This window comes from uncultured Sphingomonas sp. (genome assembly GCF_936927845.1).
In the GTDB taxonomy this organism is placed as follows: domain Bacteria; phylum Pseudomonadota; class Alphaproteobacteria; order Sphingomonadales; family Sphingomonadaceae; genus Sphingomonas.
In genome coordinates this window covers 208,239-224,800 of the sequence record NZ_CAKZHV010000059.1, presented here as the reverse complement: position 1 = coordinate 224,800, position 16,562 = coordinate 208,239, and the positions used below count along the sequence as shown (strand labels likewise).

16 protein-coding genes are annotated in these 16,562 nt (G+C 67.1%); 13 read left to right on the top strand and 3 right to left on the bottom strand.

The window, feature by feature from the left end; translation table 11 throughout:
* Positions 1–24 precede the first annotated feature (24 nt).
* The 4 genes from Q0579_RS11435 to Q0579_RS11420 all read left to right on the top strand — a co-directional run bounded on the left by Q0579_RS11435 (position 25) and on the right by Q0579_RS11420 (position 2,171).
* The gene (locus Q0579_RS11435; RefSeq protein WP_298812265.1) at positions 25–297 is read left to right on the top strand and encodes a BrnT family toxin; all 273 of its coding nucleotides are present in this window, start codon (positions 25–27) and stop codon (positions 295–297) included.
* The gene (locus Q0579_RS11430; protein WP_298812263.1) at positions 257–556 is read left to right on the top strand and encodes a BrnA antitoxin family protein; all 300 of its coding nucleotides are present in this window, start codon (positions 257–259) and stop codon (positions 554–556) included. The genes Q0579_RS11435 and Q0579_RS11430 overlap by 41 nt, the downstream gene beginning before the upstream one ends.
* A 70-nt stretch (positions 557–626) precedes the next feature.
* Positions 627–1,295 (top strand): hypothetical protein, encoded by a 669-nt coding sequence (locus tag Q0579_RS11425; protein WP_298812261.1) that lies wholly within the window; start codon positions 627–629, stop codon positions 1,293–1,295.
* Between the two features lie 15 nt (positions 1,296–1,310).
* Positions 1,311–2,171, top strand: coding sequence for an FRG domain-containing protein (locus Q0579_RS11420; protein WP_298812260.1), 861 nt, complete (start codon positions 1,311–1,313; stop codon positions 2,169–2,171).
* Positions 2,172–2,175: 4 nt separating this feature from the next.
* Here Q0579_RS11420 and uvrA read toward each other — a convergent pair whose 3' ends face one another.
* Positions 2,176–5,088, bottom strand: a complete 2,913-nt coding sequence (gene uvrA / locus Q0579_RS11415) for an excinuclease ABC subunit UvrA (protein ID WP_298812257.1) — start codon at positions 5,086–5,088, stop codon at positions 2,176–2,178.
* Between the two features lie 226 nt (positions 5,089–5,314).
* Between uvrA and Q0579_RS11410 the strand changes: the two genes are divergently transcribed.
* From Q0579_RS11410 to Q0579_RS11395, 4 genes are all read left to right on the top strand, one after another.
* A complete protein-coding gene (locus Q0579_RS11410; RefSeq protein ID WP_298812255.1) occupies positions 5,315–5,494 on the top strand; it encodes a hypothetical protein in 180 nt (59 codons plus the stop codon).
* Positions 5,495–5,725: 231 nt separating this feature from the next.
* The gene (locus tag Q0579_RS11405) at positions 5,726–6,784 is read left to right on the top strand and encodes a bile acid:sodium symporter family protein (RefSeq protein ID WP_298812253.1); all 1,059 of its coding nucleotides are present in this window, start codon (positions 5,726–5,728) and stop codon (positions 6,782–6,784) included.
* 108 nt (positions 6,785–6,892) lie between these two features.
* Positions 6,893–9,037, top strand: coding sequence for a hypothetical protein (locus tag Q0579_RS11400; RefSeq protein ID WP_298812248.1), 2,145 nt, complete (start codon positions 6,893–6,895; stop codon positions 9,035–9,037).
* Positions 9,038–9,067: 30 nt separating this feature from the next.
* The gene (locus tag Q0579_RS11395) at positions 9,068–9,433 is read left to right on the top strand and encodes a hypothetical protein (RefSeq protein WP_298812246.1); all 366 of its coding nucleotides are present in this window, start codon (positions 9,068–9,070) and stop codon (positions 9,431–9,433) included.
* A gap of 10 nt (positions 9,434–9,443) precedes the next feature.
* On the opposite strand, the gene Q0579_RS11390 is transcribed toward Q0579_RS11395, so the two are convergent.
* Positions 9,444–10,205 (bottom strand): helix-turn-helix transcriptional regulator, encoded by a 762-nt coding sequence (locus Q0579_RS11390; RefSeq protein ID WP_298812243.1) that lies wholly within the window; start codon positions 10,203–10,205, stop codon positions 9,444–9,446.
* 105 nt (positions 10,206–10,310) lie between these two features.
* Here Q0579_RS11390 and Q0579_RS11385 point away from each other — a divergent pair, with 105 nt between their 5' ends.
* The 3 genes from Q0579_RS11385 to rpiA all read left to right on the top strand — a co-directional run bounded on the left by Q0579_RS11385 (position 10,311) and on the right by rpiA (position 13,071).
* Positions 10,311–11,390, top strand: a complete 1,080-nt coding sequence (locus Q0579_RS11385) for a zinc-binding dehydrogenase (RefSeq protein ID WP_298812241.1) — start codon at positions 10,311–10,313, stop codon at positions 11,388–11,390.
* Positions 11,391–11,475: 85 nt separating this feature from the next.
* Entirely contained in the window at positions 11,476–12,366 is an 891-nt protein-coding gene (locus tag Q0579_RS11380) for a crotonase/enoyl-CoA hydratase family protein (RefSeq protein WP_298812238.1), read from the top strand.
* Positions 12,367–12,405: 39 nt separating this feature from the next.
* The gene (gene rpiA / locus Q0579_RS11375) at positions 12,406–13,071 is read left to right on the top strand and encodes a ribose-5-phosphate isomerase RpiA (protein WP_298812235.1); all 666 of its coding nucleotides are present in this window, start codon (positions 12,406–12,408) and stop codon (positions 13,069–13,071) included.
* Positions 13,072–13,112: 41 nt separating this feature from the next.
* On the opposite strand, the gene Q0579_RS11370 is transcribed toward rpiA, so the two are convergent.
* Complete coding sequence (locus Q0579_RS11370) at positions 13,113–13,289, bottom strand: hypothetical protein (protein WP_298812232.1); 177 nt, start codon at positions 13,287–13,289, stop codon at positions 13,113–13,115.
* A 166-nt stretch (positions 13,290–13,455) separates the two neighbouring features.
* On the opposite strand from Q0579_RS11370, the gene Q0579_RS11365 reads away from it, so the two are divergent.
* Positions 13,456–14,076, top strand: coding sequence for a GDSL-type esterase/lipase family protein (locus Q0579_RS11365; protein ID WP_298812228.1), 621 nt, complete (start codon positions 13,456–13,458; stop codon positions 14,074–14,076).
* 9 nt (positions 14,077–14,085) lie between these two features.
* Complete coding sequence (locus Q0579_RS11360; protein ID WP_298812226.1) at positions 14,086–16,539, top strand: DUF3772 domain-containing protein; 2,454 nt, start codon at positions 14,086–14,088, stop codon at positions 16,537–16,539.
* Positions 16,540–16,562: the final 23 nt, after the last annotated feature.

Here is a 16,562-nt window from a genome sequence, read left to right as displayed (position 1 = left end):
ATTAAGTAGGTACAAAATACCCTCGTGGAGATCAGCTACGATCCGGTGAAGCGGGATGCGACGCTGCGCGAGCGAGGACTGGACTTCGCCGAGGCGTCGGGCGTGTTTAACGGGCCGGCGTTCGAGTTCGAGGACGTGCGGTTCGAATACCCTGAGCGGCGGTTCTGCACGATCGGGCTGCTGGGCGAGCGGATGGTGGTGATCGTGTGCGCGGCGATCGAGCGCGGGCGGCGCGTCATTTCGATGAGGAAGGCCAATGAGCGAGAACAAGCACGATTTCGCAGCCGGCTCGCCTGACCCGGCGGACGACCTGCCGGAGTGGACCGACGAGATGCTGGACACCGCCGAGTTCTCGATCGGCGGGAAGGTGATCCGGCCGGCGACGGGCTATCTGGGGCCGAACGGCGTGGTGCGCGGCCGCCCGCCGCTGCGCGGGCGCGCGAAGGAGCAGGTGACGCTGCGGCTCGATCCCGACGTGATCGAGCGGTTTCGTGAGGGTGGGCCGGGGTGGCAGGGGCGGATGAACGAGGCGCTGCGGAAAGCGGTGGGGTTGTAGGCCCCCACGTAACCAATTCGGCGCGTTGATCGTCTTGGTAAGTGCGAACTTTAGATGATACGTAGTCGGAATGTCTCTGCAGGTGATTAATCTTCGCAAGCTGCTAAAGCTCATGTTCTACGGGCCGAGAGAACTTACCTCCGCCTTGCGCGACGATATTCGCGAAGACCGAGATCGGGAACGAGGCCAAGTCTCAGGGGGTGGAGACTTCTATGGCCCCTTTTGGCACGACGCAAAGAACCACGTTTTTGGTTTTTCAGATTTAACAGATACTACGGCTGAGAGAATATCAGCGAACGACCGAAGAAAGGGGTTGTATCCGACGTTAAAGGACGGATTTTTACTCTGGTGGAATCAACGTAGGCGATGGACTAATGCTCCATTTGAGCCAATCGATACCCCAAAGACGAGATTTAAAATCTCAGAACTCGACCTGACAGTTAAGATAGACTGCGTTTTGGCGGTTCAAGACGGTAGGGGTGATGATCATTACGTCTATCCCTATTGGTTTCCAGAGCCTGCTCTTACTGAGGAATCTGCACGTCTCGGACTCTGGGTCTTAAGTCAGTCACTGCCGCAGATTAATCCTTTTGAGTTGCGTTTGCTCGACGTTATTCGAGGCCAAACGTTTGCTCTCGATCGTATGCCTCTACAAGGGGACGAAGAAAGCGTGTTCAAAAGGCATTACCTTAGAATTAGTCAGCGCCGTCAGCAACTCCGAGATGAATATGATCACTGAGGCGAGGATCTAGCAGTGGTCAGGCCAAAGAGCGGCCCTCGCATTACAAGTACGCGAGGCTTTATCGATGCAGCTTTTAAGCTGCCCAAGGATAGAGAATACTTTTATGCCTACCGCGGACATAAGTCGGAAGACTACGACATTCTTCCATCTATTTTGAGAACAGCGCAGGGTAGGATACAGGAGCGGCGAGCATTTCAGGAACTGCTCGCAACCTCGTCCAATGAATTTCAAGGGGATGCGAACGCTTTTCAGCGATTAGTGAGAGCGCAGCACTATGGCCTTCCTACTCGGCTTCTCGATGTTCCACTGAATCCCTTGGTAGCCCTCTACTTCTCGACAGAAGAACTAACCCACAACGAAATTGAAGGGGAGTTTTCTCCGGTTGGAGAAGTGGTTGCATTCAAGATTCGTTGGGGGGATGTTAAATACTCCGATAGCGACGCTGTCAGTTGCATAGCCAATATGGCGTATATGACGGCTGATGAGCGTCGAGAGCTTCGAATACTCGGGCGGCTAAATGAGGCCGACTATAATAAACAGGCTGTTGTTGATCGCTTGCGGCAGTTTGTTCGAGCGGAAAAGCCTGGATTTCGTCCTAACATTGACCCTAAAGAGATACGAAATACCTATTTTGTAAACCCTAGAGACTCAAATAATCGTATGATTGCTCAAGCTGGTAAATTTTTGATATACGGAGAGAGGGTAGGTTACGGTCATATAGTCGATGACTTTGATGTTATGACTTTCAAGATATCTTCTTCGGCTAAGGCGACAATTCGAGAGCAATTAGACGCACTCTCGATCAATGGTCGTACTCTTTTTCCAGAGGTGGAGTCAGCTGCACGGTACATCAGGGCTAAATTCCTAACCTAGAGAGCTACTCCGCCGCAATCGCCTCCGCCACCTTCCGCTTCCCGAGCAACGGCGCGAGGTAATGCCCGGTGAAGCTGCCCTTCACCTTGGCGACCTGCTCGGGCGTGCCTTCGGCGACGACGCGGCCGCCCTTGACGCCGCCTTCGGGGCCCATGTCGATGATGTGGTCGGCGGTCTTGATGACGTCGAGGTTGTGCTCGATCACGACGACGGTGTTGCCCTGTTCGACGAGGGCGTGGAGCACTTCGAGGAGCTTGCGCACGTCTTCGAAGTGCAAGCCCGTGGTCGGCTCGTCGAGAATGTAGAGCGTGTTGCCGGTGGCTCGGCGGGCGAGTTCCTTGGCGAGCTTGACGCGCTGCGCCTCGCCGCCCGAGAGCGTGGTCGCCTGTTGGCCGACCTTGACGTAGCCCAGGCCCACCTCGACCAGCATCGCCATCTTGTCGCGGATGGGCGGCACGGCCTTGAAGAACTCGGCCGCGTCCTCGACCGTCATGTCGAGCACGTCGGCGATCGAGTGACCCTTGAACTTCACCTCGAGCGTTTCGCGGTTGTAGCGTTGGCCGTGGCAGACGTCGCAGGTGACGTAGACGTCGGGGAGGAAGTGCATCTCGATCTTCAAGACGCCGTCGCCCTGGCACGCCTCGCACCGCCCGCCCTTGACGTTGAAGGAGAAGCGGCCGGGCTTGTAGCCGCGCGCGAGTGACTCGGGGAGGCCCGCGAACCAGTCGCGGATCTGCGTGAACGCGCCGGTGTAGGTCGCGGGGTTGGAGCGCGGGGTGCGGCCGATCGGCGACTGGTCGATGTCGATGACCTTGTCGAGATGCTGCAGCCCGGTGATCTTGTCGTGCTTGCCCGCGAGGATGCGCGCGCCGTTCAGGGTGCGGCTGGCGGCGGCGAAGAGCGTGTCGATGGTGAAGCTCGACTTGCCCGAGCCCGACACGCCGGTGATGCAGGTGAAGGTGCTGAGCGGGATCGACGCGGTGACGCCGGTCAGGTTGTTGGCGGTGGCGTTGTGGACGGTGAGCTTCTTGCCCGAGCCCTTGCGGCGCTTGGCCGGGACGGGGACCTCGCGCACGCCGTTCAGGTAATCGGCGGTGACGCTGCCCTCGGTCGCCAGCACCTCGGCGAGGGTGCCGGCGGCGACGACCTGCCCGCCGTGGACGCCCGCGCCCGGCCCCATGTCGATGACGTAATCGGCGGTGCGGATCGCGTCCTCGTCATGCTCGACGACGAGCACGGTGTTGCCGAGGTCGCGGAGACGGCGGAGGGTCGCGAGCAGCATGTCGTTGTCGCGCTGGTGCAGGCCGATGCTCGGTTCATCGAGCACGTAGAGCACGCCCGACAGCCCTGAGCCGATCTGCGAGGCGAGGCGGATGCGCTGGCTCTCGCCGCCCGATAGCGTGCCCGAGGTGCGGTTCAGGTTGAGATAGTCGAGGCCGACGTTGTTGAGGAAGCCTAACCGCTCGACGATTTCCTTCAGGATACGCTCGGCGATGGCGCGCTGCTGATCGCCCAGATGGTTCGGGAGATCGGTGAAGAAGGCGAGCGCGTCGACGACCGAGAGGTGGGTGGCGTGGCTGATGTCCTGCTGCGCGATCTTGACCGCCAGCGCCTCGGGCTTGAGGCGCGCGCCGTGGCAGGTTTCGCAGGGTTGCGCGGACTGATACTTCGACAGCTCCTCCTTCATCCACGCGCTCTCGGTCTGGAGCATGCGGCGGTTGAGGTTGCTGATGACGCCCTCGAACGGTTTCTTCACGTCGTAGGACTTCTTGCCGTCGACGAAGGTCAAGGTGACGGGTTTGCCGCGGGTGCCGTGGAGGATGGTCTTCTGGATCTCGGCCGGAAGCTCGCCCCAGGGGGTGTCGAGCGCGAAGTCGAACTCACGCGCGAGGCTGCCGAGCACCTGCATGTAATAAGGCGAAGGCGGGTTGGACTTGGCCCAGGGGACGACCGCGCCTTTCTTGAGCGACAGTTCGTGGTTGGGGACGACGAGGTCCTCGTCGAAGATCAGCTTCTCGCCAAGACCGTCGCACGCGGGACAGGCGCCCTGCGGTGCGTTGAAGGAGAACAGCCGCGGCTCGATCTCGGGGATGGTGAAGCCCGAGACGGGGCAGGCGAACTTTTCCGAGAAGACGATGCGGCCGTCGGGGGCGTGGTCGCCGAGCACCGCGCTCTGCGGCGTGCGGGGTTCGACCGGATCGGCGGGGTCGACATAGGCGAGGCCGTCGGCGAGCTTCAAGGCGGTCTCGAAGCTCTCGGCCAGGCGCGTGGCGATGTCGCCGCGCACGACCAGGCGGTCGACGACGACCTCGATGTCGTGCTTGAACTTCTTGTCGAGCGCGGGCGCCTCGTCGATCTCGTAGAGGGTGCCGTCGATGCGGACGCGGGTGAAGCCCGCCTTCTGCCACTCGAGCATCTCTTTCCGATACTCGCCCTTGCGCCCGCGCACGACGGGGGCGAGCAGGTAGAGGCGGGTGCCCTCCGGCAGCGACATGACGCGGTCGACCATCTGGCTGACCTGCTGCGCGGCGATCGGCTCCCCGGTGGCGGGGGAGTAGGGCACGCCGACGCGCGCCCAGAGCAGGCGCATGTAATCGTAGATCTCGGTCACGGTCGCGACGGTCGAGCGCGGGTTGCGGCTGGTGGTCTTCTGCTCGATCGAGATCGCAGGGGACAGCCCCTCGATATGATCGACGTCGGGCTTCTGCATCAGTTCGAGGAACTGGCGCGCGTAGGCCGACAGGCTCTCGACGTAGCGGCGCTGCCCCTCGGCGTAGATGGTGTCGAAGGCGAGCGAGGACTTGCCCGAGCCCGACAGCCCGGTGATGACGGTCAGCGTGTCGCGCGGGATGTCGACGCCCACGTCCTTCAAATTGTGCTCGCGCGCGCCGCGCACCGAAATCGTCGTCAAAGCCATGTGGGGCGTTCTACCTTCGTTCCGCGGCGGATGCCAGTATGCGGGAGATAGTAACGCGGGGAGGGCCTTGCGAGGTTCGTGGGGCGCGGGCCGGGCCTGACATCCGCGCCCGAGGCCACGGCGCAGTCACGCTGACTCAGGTGAGGACGATTGCTGGTGACGCGCGCGCCCGGTTGCGGAGCGACGCCGACGCTTGCGCGTTCGAGCGGGCAAGGAGTTGAACGACATGAGCGACCTGCCCCCACGCGGGAACCCCGGGCCGAAGAGCCGCGGGCGCTTCCTGACGGTGACGTTGATCGTGCTGGCGCTGATTGTGGTGATCTTCGTCGGCACCAACCTGAACCACGTGAAGACCGAAGGCGACCGCCCGATGGGCGAGGACCGGCCGAGTCCGACGCAGCGGTGAGAGCGGAAGGAGCAGTGAGGCTCATATTCGGCGATGGGGTAATCCGCGCCGATTGAACGCGCGGCCGGTTGGTTGATCGCTGTGGAGCGCGCGCGCCCCGCCAGAGGCGTCTCTGATCCGATCTACCCGAGCGTGGAGGCGCCGCGCATGTCGGTTCGGCACGCGTGATTGCAGGCGGCGGTGGTCGCGTGTGGGGGCGGGGCGTGCCATGGGCGGGCGATCGGAGGTTTCATGTCGTTCATTCGCCGCTTCATCGATCCTTACCTGTTGCTGCTGCTCGCCACGGTGGCGCTCGCCGCGGTGTTGCCGGCGCGCGGTATGGGGGCCGAGATCGCCGACACCGCGGTGACGGTGGCGGTGGCGTTGCTGTTCTTTCTCTATGGCGCGCGACTGGCGCCGGCGGCGATCTGGGCCGGGTTGACGCACTGGCGGTTGCAGGGGCTGGTGTTCCTGAGCACCTTTGCGCTGTTTCCGCTGCTGGGGCTGGGCGCGAGCATCGCGGGGCGCGGCTGGCTGCCGCCCGAGATCGCCACCGGCATCCTGTTCCTGACGCTGCTGCCCTCCACGGTGCAGTCGTCGATCGCATTCACGGGGATCGCGGGCGGCAACGTGCCCGCGGCATTGTGCAGCGCGTCGGTGTCGAACCTGGTCGGCACGGTGTTGACGCCCGTGATCGTCGCGCTGCTGTTGCCGCTGACCGGGTTGCTGCCGGCATTCGGCGGCAGCGGCGGCGGCGGCGGGGGCGTGTCGTGGCACGCGATCGAGGGGATCGCGGCGCAGATCCTGCTGCCGTTCGTCGTCGGGCAGCTCGCGCGGCCGTTGATCGGCGGGTGGATCGCGCGGCACAAGGGGCCGACCACGCTGGTCGATCGCGGGTCGATTCTGCTGGTGGTCTATGCCGCGTTCAGCGAAGGCGTGGTGTCGGGCATCTGGAGCCGGGTGAGCGCGGGCGACCTGGCGCTGGTGGTCGTGCTCGACGTGATGCTGCTGGCGGCGGTGATCGTGGCGACGACGGCCGTGTCGCGGGCGCTTCGTTTCTCCAGAGCCGACGAGATCGCGATCGTGTTCTGCGGATCGAAGAAGAGCATGGCGAGCGGCATCCCGATGGCGACGATCCTGTTCGCGGGCTCGTCGGTCAGCCTGATCGTGCTGCCGTTGATGCTGTTCCACCAGATCCAGTTGTTCGTCTGCGCGGTGCTGGCGCGCCGTTATGCGGCGCAGACGGCGGCGGGGATCGATCCGGCGCGCGCGGACGAGCGCGTCGTCGAGGCGGCGGTGGATGGTCGCTGAACGGGCTTGCTTTAGGTGTGGTGGTGAAATAATACAGTAGGACGAAAACAAGCGTTGACGAACAATGACTACGTTTGTAGTCAACCGCATCGACGAGAGGGATGGGCGATGCCGGTGTGCGGATGGAAGGTGGGAACGACCGCGGGCGGGCTGGCGCTGGTCGTCGCGCTGGCGAGCGGACCGGCTGCGGCGCAGACCGCACCCGCGCCGACCACGGTGACCGCGCCCCGGCCGGTCGATCCGCAAGGGTCGCAGCCCGCCGGCCAGCCCGACCGCGTCACCGGGCGGCGGACGTATGACGCGGCGTGGTTCGCGACCTTTGCGCCCGCCACCGCGCTGCAGATCGTCCAGCGCGTGCCCGGCTTCACGATCGAGAGCATCGATCCGAGCGTACGCGGCTTCGGCGGGGCGGCGGGCAACGTCGTCGTCAACGGGCAGCGGCCATCGGCGAAGAGCGACACGCTGGAGACGATCCTGTCGCGCATTCCGGCGGGGCGCGTGGTGCGGGTCGAGGTCGGCCCGGGCGACCTGTACGGCGCGGAGTTCACCGGCAAGCCGCAGGTGCTGAACCTCGTCACCTCGGCGACCGGCGGGCTGGCGGGAACGCTGACCGGGAGCGTGCGACGCGATTACCTGGGCAAGTTCTACCCCGAAGGCAGCGCGTCGGCGCTGCTGCGATCGGGCAAGTCGACGTTCAACCTGGCGCTGAACGTCACCAACCAGAACAGCGCGCAGGAGGGGTTCGACCGCGTCACGTCGTTGCCCGACGAACAATTGGTCGAATATCGCTACCGCGTGAACCGGTACCGCGAGCCGGGCGGATCGCTGTCGGGATCGTGGGAATATAATGACGGCGCCAACCGCACCGCGCACCTGAACGCGCGCGCGGCGGTGGACCATTTCGCGCTCGACCAGTCGAACAGGGTCGACCGGGTCGGGGCACCGCGGCGCGAGGATGCGCTGATCAGCCGGTCCGACCTGACCGAATATGAGCTGGGCGGCGACGTGACGCGGCCGCTGGCGGGCGGCGGGATCAAGCTGATCGGGCTGGCGACGCGGCGGCGGCGCGACAATGACGATCTGTCGCTGGTGGACCTGTTCGCATCGAACGGTCCGGGTCCGACCGGGTTCAGCCAGACGCTGAACGATCGCGAGTCGGAGACGCTGGCACGGCTGGTGTGGAACCGGTCGGGGTGGAACGGCTGGAACGTCGAGGCGGGCGCGGAGGGCGTGATCAACGAGCTGCGCAGCCGGGTGAACCTGTTCGATCTGGCAGCAGGTGGCGCGCGGACGCGGATCGACCTGCCGGTGGACGACGCAACGGTGCGCGAGGTGCGCGGCGAGGCGTTCGTGAACGTCGGTCGCGCGCTGTCGCCGACGCTCCGCGTCGACGGCGGATTGACAGTGGAAGCGTCGCGGCTGACCGTGTCGGGCGACGTGGACGCCAAGCGGACGCTGTCGTTCCTGAAGCCCAAGCTGGTGCTCGACTGGCGTTTCGTGCCCGGCTGGCGCGCGCAATTGTCGGCGCAGCGCACCGTCAACCAGTTGCAGTTCACCGACTTCATCTCGGTCGCCGAACTGGGCAACGACCGCGTCAACGGCGGCAACGCGCAGCTCGTCCCGCAGCGTAGCTGGGAGCTGCTCGGCACGCTGGAGCATCCGATCCTAGGTGACGGGCTGGTGCGGCTGGAGGCGGGTTATACGTACATCAGCCTGGTGCAGGACCGCGTGCCGACGCCCGAAGGGTTCGATGCGCCGGGCAATCTGGGCGACGGCACCGTGCTGATCGCGCGCGCACGGGTCGAGGCGCCGCTCAAGACGCTGGGGGTGAAGGGCGGGCGGTTGACGCTGTACGGGTCGTACGTGCCGACGTTCGTGACCGATCCGTACACGCTGACGACGCGGCCGTTCACGGGCAACAGCGCCTTTTACGGCTCGGCCGAGTTCCGGCAGGATCTAGGCAGTTTCGCCTGGGGCGTGCTGGCGGAGAATGCGACGAGTTCGACGCAATATCGCCGTGACGAAACCGACCGAAGCTTTCGCGGGATCTACACGCAGGTGTTTGCGGAGTGGCGGCCGACCAAGACGAGCGTCGTCACCTTCACGCTGGAGAATGCGCTGGCGAAGCCCGCCTATCGCGAGCGGTTGTTCTACGTGCCCGATCGTACCTCGACCACGCCGGTGACGCGCGAGTTCCGGCGGCGCAACGGGTTCATCGTGCCGCTGCTCACCTTCAAGCGGACGTTCGGGTGACCATATAGACGCGCAAAGGAGTGTGTTCGCATGGCCAAGAAGAAGAAACGCATCCCCAAGACGATCGGCGGGGTGAAGCTGCCCAAGGAACTGCGCCGCGCGGGCGAGAAGATCATCGACCAGGCGATCACCACCGCCAATTCACCCCAAGGCAAGGCGATGATCGCGACCGGCCTGTCGATGGCGGCGGCCGCGGCGATGAAGGCGGCGGAGGCCAAGGCGGCCGAGCGCGCGACCGCGTCGGCGGAAAAGGACAAGCCGGCGGAGAAGCCTTCGCCCGCAAACGATGCCGGGGCGCAGGCAACCCGCCAGCCCGGCGCGAGCGGGATCGACGGCGACGCGATCGGGCAGGCAGTAGAGCAGGTGCTCGGGCGGTTGTTCGGTCGTCGCGCCTGAGCGCTACGCGTCACGCGCGCGTGTAGATGGTGAGGCGCAGCGACGGGTCGTCGTTGGCCTGAAAACTGGCGTGCGCGTATGACACCAGCCCGAGCACGGGATGGTGAAGCCGTTTGATGCCCGAGCGCGGCGTGCGGATGTTGTGATCGTCCCACCACGCGGCGAACGATGGCGAAGCGGCGCGAACGCGCGAGACCAGCGCGGCGAAGGCGGGGTCGCCGCGCCACAGGTCGTGGCTGACGCGGAACAGGTCAACGACGCGGCGCGCCTCGTCCGACCAGCCTTCGCCGAACAGCGTGCGGGCGGCGGGGTTGGTCAGCATCCAGTGCAGGATGTTGCGATCGTCGTCGGCGAGCAGCGCGAAATCGCCGAACAGCGCGCGCGCCGCTGCGTTCCAGGCGAGCACGTCGAAGCGCCGTCCGGTGACATAGGCGGGTTCGGCCATTCCCGCGACGAGCGTGCCCAGCAGATTGGGGACGACCTCGCGGTCGAAGGTGCGGGACGGTGCGGAGTCGGCTAGCGCGCGCAGGTGCGTGGTCTCAGCCGGGTCGAGCATGAGCGCGCGGGCGAGCGCGTCGACCGTGCCGGGCGAGGGCGAGACCCCGCGCCCTTGTTCGAGTTTCACATACCATTCGACGCTGATGCCGGCGCGTTGCGCCACCTCCTCGCGCTTCAGGCCGGGCGTGCGGCGGCGCGTGCGCGCCGCGTCGCTCGGTGGAAGCCGCGTGCGGCGCGAGCGGAGGAATTCGCCCAACGCGTGATTGCCCGGCATGATGCTCGCTCCAGCGTGGTGGCACCGGGTACCAGTATAAGTCCGTTCCTTCCTGCCGCCCAGCCGCTCGTTATCTGTTGCCCGAGACCACCAAGGAGATCGGGTGTGCGGGCTGCTGTTCTGAATGCGTTCGGCGAGACGTTGCGGGTCGAGGAGGTCGCCGATCCGGTGATCGGCACCGGCGAGGTGGTGGTCGACGTCGTCGCCGCGCCGGTGCTGTCCTATACCGCGGAGGTGATGAGCGGTGCGCGCGGCTATCTGCTGCCGACGCCGGTCGTGCCGGGGGCGGGCGCGATCGGGCGGGTGCGCCGCGTCGGGCCTGATGCGACACGGCTGCAGGTGGGGGATTGGGTGTTGTGCGATCCAACCGTCCGATCGCGCGACGGGGGCGTCGCGCCCGACATCACCTTGCAGGGGGCGAGCGCGCGCGGCGCGGGCGGGCAGTTGCTGCAACGTTATCACCGCAACGGCAGCTTCGCCGAGCAGATCCGCCTGCCGACCGAGAATGCCGCGCCGATCGGCGACATCGAGCCCGGTGAGGCGGGACGCTGGTGCGCGGCGACGACGCTGCTGGTGGCGTATGGCGGGTTGCTGGCGATGGAGTTCCGTGCTGGTGAGACGTTGCTGGTGAGCGGGGCGACGGGCAATTTCGGGTCGGCGACGGTCGCGCTCGCGCTCGCGATGGGGGCGCGCTGCGTCGTTGCGCCGGGGCGCAACACGCGCGTCCTGGACGACCTGCGACGACGGTTCGGCGAGCGGCTGATCCCGGTCGTGCTGACGGGCGACCGTGCCGCCGACACCGCGGCAATGCAGGCAGCGGCCCCAGCGGGGATCGACGCGGTGCAGGATTTCCTGCCGCCGTCGGCCGAGGCGGGCGCTGCGCGCGCGGCGATCATGACGCTGCGCCAGGGGGGACGCGCGGTGTTGATGGGCGGGGTGGGAATGCTGGGCGGCGAGGAGCTGTCGCTGCCGTATCCGTGGATCATGCGCAACCTGATCACGGTGCGCGGGCAATGGATGTACGACACGGCAGCGATCCCCGGGCTGATCGGGCTGATCCGCGCTGGGTTGGTCGATCTGGGCCAATGGACGGTGACCGGATATCCGCTCGAACAGGCGAACGAGGCGGTGGCGCACGCTGCGGCACATGCCGGACCGTTTCGCCAGACGGTGCTGCTGCCCTGATCGCGCGCGCGGGCGAGCGCGAAAAGCCGTTGCGCCGCGCAGCATAACTGCTGTTATGTTTGCTCCATAGCGAGGGAGAGCGGCGATGGAGTTCGAGCAGATCGGTTACGCGGTGGCGGACGGGGTGGCGACGATCACGCTGTCGCAACCCGACAAGCTCAACGCGTTTACCGGCCGGATGATGGTGGAGATGATCGCGGCATTCGACCTGGTCGACGCCGACGACGACGTGCGCGCGGTGATCGTGACCGGTGCGGGGCGTGCCTTTTGTGCCGGGGCTGACCTGTCGGCGGGTGGCGCGACGTTCGACTATGCCGACGCGGGTGCGGATTCGCCGGTCGGGCCGAAGGGCGAATTGCGCTACGGTGTCGAGCGCGCGCGCGACGGGGGCGGGCGGTTGACGCTGCGTATCTTCCAGTGCCTCAAACCCGTGATCGCGGCGATCAACGGCGCGGCGGTGGGGATCGGCGCGACCATGACGCTGCCGATGGACATTCGCGTCGCGAGCGAGACGGCGCGGTTCGGTTTCGTGTTCGCGCGCCGCGGGATCGTGCCGGAGGCGGCGTCGTCCTGGTTCCTGCCGCGCGTCGTCGGCATCAGCCAGGCGCTCGAATGGTGCTACTCGGGTCGCGTGTTCGACGCCGCCGAGGCGAAGGCGGGTGGGCTGGTCAAGGAGGTGGTGCCCGCCGACGCGCTGCTGGCGCGCGCTACGCGAATCGCGCGCGAAATCGCGGACAACACCGCGCCCGTGTCGATTGCGCTGACACGGCAGATGATGTGGCGGGGATTGGGCTATCAGCATCCGATGGAGGCGCACCGCGTCGACAGCCGCGCGATCCTGTCACGCGGGCGGTCGGGCGACGCGCGTGAGGGGGTGACGAGCTTTCTGGAAAAGCGCGCGCCCGCCTATCCCGACCGGGTGAGCGCGGACATGCCCGACTTCTTTCCGTGGTGGGAGGAGCCGGCGTATCGTTGAAGCCGGGAACGTCGCGCGCGCTGCTGCGTCGGGGCGAGCATGGCGGATGATGACAAAAGGCTGGCGGCCGAGGCGGCGCTCGGCGAGGTGCACGACGGGATGCTCGTCGGGCTGGGAACGGGATCGACGGTCGCGTTCCTGATCGCGGCGCTGGGCGAGCGGGTGCGCGCGGGATTGCGCGTCGAGGCGGTCGCGACCAGCATCGCGAGCGCGCGCGCCGCGGAAGGCGAGGGGATCATCGTGCGCGACTTCGCGGGCGTCGCGCGCGTCGACCTGACGATCGACGGCGCGGACGAGATCGACGCGCGGCTCTACGCGATCAAGGGTGCGGGCGGGGCGATGCTGCGCGAGAAGGTGGTGGCGGCGGCGTCCGACCGGATGGTGGTGATCGCGGATGCGTCGAAGCGGGTGGAGGCGATCGGGGCGGCGAAGCTGCCGGTCGAGGTGCTGCCGTTCGCGCGCAGCTTCGTCACGGCGCGGCTGGAGGCGATGGGCGCGGCGGTCGCGGTGCGGGCGGGCGGAACCGACAACGGCAATCTGATCCTGGATGCGCGGTTCGGGCAGATCGACGACCCGCGCGCGCTCGCGGCAGCGATCGACACGGAGCCGGGCGCGCTGGGCCACGGGTTGTTCCTGAGCGAGGTCGACGCCGCCTATGTCGCCGCGGATGGCACGGTTACGCGGATGGAGCGTAGAAACGGCTGAGCGTCTGAATGCACGCCGCGATCATGTGACGGAGATTTCCGTCAGGCGTGGTTCGCGCGCTGGCGATCGGACACGGGCAGGTCGACGGCGTCGAGCTTGCGCAGCAGATCGGAGAAAATGTCGTCACGCGGGACGGGGAAGTGTCGGGTGAAGCTGGTGCCGAGCACGTCCAGGTCGCGCTGTGTCAGCAATCCAACCGAGACGATCTTGTCAGTCACCGCGCACCTCCTGATGCTCGAACGGCCCGCCGGGCATTTGGTGCCGTGGATGGAGCGCGCGGGGACGAAAGTTGCAAAAAACTACAAGCTTCTCTGGTGTTTAACTTAGGTTAGTTGCGGAGTGAGCCTGGTCGCACGGGCGGGCGGCCGTTCCTATGTGCAGCCGATGGATGCTTCTGGTCCGACGATCCTGGCACTCGGCGACAGTCTGGTCGCAGGCTACGGTTTGAGCGTGGATGACGCGCTGCCGGCGCAATTGCAGCGGCGCTTGCGTGGCCGCTACCCGCAGGCGCGGGTGATCGGGGCGGGCGTGTCGGGTGCGACCAGCGCGGACGTGCTGCGGCGCTTGCCGGCCGCACTCGAGCAGGCGGGCGCGCTCGATCTCGCGCTGGTGCAGGTCGGGCCGAACGACGTCCTGCGTGGGGTCGCGCCCGACGTAGTGCGCGCGAACCTGGCGCGTGTTCTGGCGACGTTCGCGGGCCGCAGTGTCCCCGTGCTGCTGACGCGGGTCGACCCGCCGGCGATGCTGCGGGCGCGGGCCGCGCCTTACCGCACGATTCACGCCGATCTGGCGCGCGATCATGACGTGGGTCTGGTCAGTTTCTTTCCGCCGGGGGTGCTGGGCCATCCCGAAATGGTGCTGGCCGACCGTGTCCACCCCAATGCGCGCGCGATCGCCGCGGTGGCGGCGCATCTGCTGCCCGCGGTGGAGCACGCGCTGGCGCGCTCGCACGCCGGCGCGGGTCTGGTGGGCGAAGACTTTCCAAGCGGGGCGGAGCTTCGATAAGCGGATCGCATGGCTATGATCACCCGATTGCTGCGCGCCTGCTGGATGACCGCGCTGCTGGTGGCCGCAGGCGTCGGCTTGTTGGCAGGGCTGTTCACGGCGCGGCCGGCGGCGGCGCAGGCGACCCCGGTCGCGACGCTGACCGCGCAGCTCGCGCAGGCGGAGCGCGACGTGGCGAGCGTCGATGCCGCGCTCGACCGCCGCGTCGACCCCGACGATCGGCTCGCGCTGCGCACCAAGGCGCTGGCGGCGAAGGATGCCGCGACCGATGCTGCCGGGCGGTTGCAGGATCAATTGTCGCTGGTCGACGCCAAGGTGGCGCAGCTCGGCGCGCCGGCATCGGGTGTCGGCGAGGCGGCGGACATTCGCGCGCAGCGCGCCGACCTGGCGCGCCAGCATGCCGCGCTCGATTCGGCGGTGAAGCGCGGGCGGTTGCTGGGCGTCACCGCGCAGCAACTGGTCGACGAGATCGCGCAGGGGCAGGCGGCGCAGTTCAGCGAGCGTTTGTCGGCGCACAGCCCGTCGCCGCTCAGTTCCGCGTTCTGGCGTGCGGTGCTGCTGTCGGCGCCGCGCGACCTGCGCCGCATCTCCGCGTTCGTGACGAGCGGCGCGGCACAGGTGCGCGCGCAACTGCGTGATCGCTCGCGCGGGCAGGTGCCGTGGCAGGCGTTGCTGGGCGCGGTGTTGTTCGTCGCGCTGATGGGGCCGGGGCGGCTGGCGTTGCAGCGCGTCGGCAAGCGGTTCCTGATCGAGGGCGCGCCGGGGCACCGCGTGCGCCGTTCGGGCTACGCGATCTGGCGGATCGCGGTGGGCACACTCACGCCACTGTTGGCGAGTTTCACGCTGGTACAGGGCGTGCGCTGGGCGCGGCTGGAGGCGACGAGCTGGACGTCGATGCTCGACGGGCTGGTGGGGGCGATGACCTTTGCCGGGCTGACCGCGTCGGTGACGGGCGCGCTGCTGATGCGGACGCAGCCGTCGTGGCGGGTCGCCGCGATCGGCGATGCGGCAGCGACGCGGCTGCGGCCGTTCTCGCTGCTTCTCGCCGGACTGTCGTTCGCGACGATCATGGTCGAGGTGTTCAACCGCGCGGTGAACGCGAGCGGCGCGGCGCGGGTCGCGTCGCAGGCGGCGGAAGCGTCGCTCCACCTGCTGCTGCTCGCCGCGACGCTGCTGGCGCTGGGTCGGCTGCGCGCCGAGCAGGCACGCGACGAGCAGGGCGAGACGACGCGCGCGGGCCTTGCCGCGGTGACGCTGCTCGCCTGGGCGGTGGTACTGGTGGCAGGCGGCGCGCTGTTGATCGGCTATATCGGGTTCAGCCTGTTTCTGGTGCAATTGGTCGCCTGGGGCGTGGTGCTCGGCTCGGGCGCGTACCTGTTGATGACGGCGATCGACGACGTCGCGACCAGCGTGTTCAAGCGCAGCAGCGCGACCGGGCGGACGCTGGTGCGCGCGCTGGGCTTGCGGGGCAGCAGCGTCGACCAGTTCGGCGTGCTGTTGTCGGGGTGCCTGCGCGTCGTGGTGGCGCTGACCGCGGTCGGGCTGCTGTTGTCGCCGTTCGGCGCAGGCAACGGCGTGTCGACCCTGTTCGGGCGCGTCGGCACGCTGGCGCAGGGCGTCGAGATCGGCGGCGTCGCGATCTCGCCCGGCACGATCGTGCGCGGGCTGGTGGTGCTGTTCGTCGGGCTGGCGCTGGTGCGCGCGTTCATGGGATGGCTGGAGGGGCGGTACCTGCCCGCGACCGACCTGGACGGGTCGGGTCGCAATTCGGTGAGCCTGGTCGCGCGCTACGTCGGCGTCGCGCTCGCCGTGATCTGGGCGCTCGCCTCGCTCGGCATCGGGGTGGAGCGGATCGCGCTGTTGCTGTCGGCCTTGTCGGTCGGCATCGGTTTCGGGTTGCAGGCGATCACGTCCAACTTCGTGTCGGGGCTGATCCTGCTCGCCGAGCGGCCGATCAAGATCGGCGACCTGGTGCGCGTCGGCACCGACGAGGGCGACGTGAAGCGGATCAGCGTGCGCTCGACCGAGATCGAGCTCGCCGACCATTCGACGCTGATCGTGCCCAATTCGGAGCTGATCACCAAGTCGGTGCTCAACAAGACGCTGGCGAGCCCGCTGGGGCGGATCCAGATCCAGTTCTCGGTCCCGCTCGGCACCGACGCGGCGCGCGTGCGCGAGATCGTGCTGGCGATCTTCACCGCGGAAACAGCGGTGCTCGACGACCCTGCACCTTCGGCGTTCATCGATTCGATCGCGGACGGGCGCATCCTGTTCAACTGTTTCGCGCACGTGGAGACGCCGCGCGCGGCTTACCCGACGCGGTCGAGCGTGTTCATGGCGCTGCTGGGTCGGTTTGCCGACGAGGGGATCGACATCGGCACGGTGCCGCAGCGGCTGGAGATGATCGCCGCACCGCCGCGCGACGGGGGACGCGAGCGGGAAAGGGGTGACGCGCGCGATTGATCGGGTAAACAGGCGGCAAAAGA